We start from the raw sequence: 589 nt of genomic DNA, 5'->3' as shown, positions 1-589 counted from the left end.
GGTGGCGTCGGCGTTGAAGGCGTAACGGTCATCCTCGCTGCTGCTCAGGCGGCCATTGCCTGCGCTCAGGGATTCCGCGCCGGTAATGGTGACCCCGTTGTGCACCACTTGGTCGGCTTGATCGGTCAGGGCCCAGCCGTGGTTGACACCGCCACTGACACTGTCGGCACTGCCGCCGGCGGCAATATTGGTGAGGTTGGCGAACACCATGCTGTCGACGGTGACTGCGGTGGCGTCGGCGTTGAAGGCGTAACGGTCATCCTCGCTGCTGCTCAGGCGGCCATTGCCTGCACTCAGGGATTCCGCGCCGGTAATGGTGACCCCGTTGTGCACCACCTGATTGGCCGTGGCGGTCAGGCTCCAGCCGTGGTTGGCACCGCCGCTGACACTGTCGGCGCTGCCGCTGGCGGCAATACTGGTGAGGTTGGCAAACACCATGCTGTCGACGGTGACTTGATCGGCGTCGGCGTTGAAGGCGTAACGGTCATCCTCGCTGCTGCTCAGGCGGCCGTTACCAGCGCTCAAAGATTCCGCGCCGGTAATGGTGACCCCGTTGTGCACCACCTGATTGGCCGTGGCGGTCAGGCTC

The 589-nt window shown here is 64.5% G+C and carries 1 protein-coding gene; it reads right to left on the bottom strand.

All coding sequences use genetic code 11. The features are described from left to right. On the bottom strand, positions 1-589 hold a 589-nt coding region (locus ACCI51_RS19440; RefSeq protein ID WP_371845086.1), incomplete at both ends, for a hypothetical protein.

The sequence above is a fragment of the Microbulbifer echini genome (assembly GCF_041447225.1).
Taxonomy (GTDB): domain Bacteria; phylum Pseudomonadota; class Gammaproteobacteria; order Pseudomonadales; family Cellvibrionaceae; genus Microbulbifer; species Microbulbifer echini.
The sequence above is the reverse complement of the archived record's forward strand: the minus strand, read 5'-3'. Positions and strand labels throughout refer to the sequence as shown.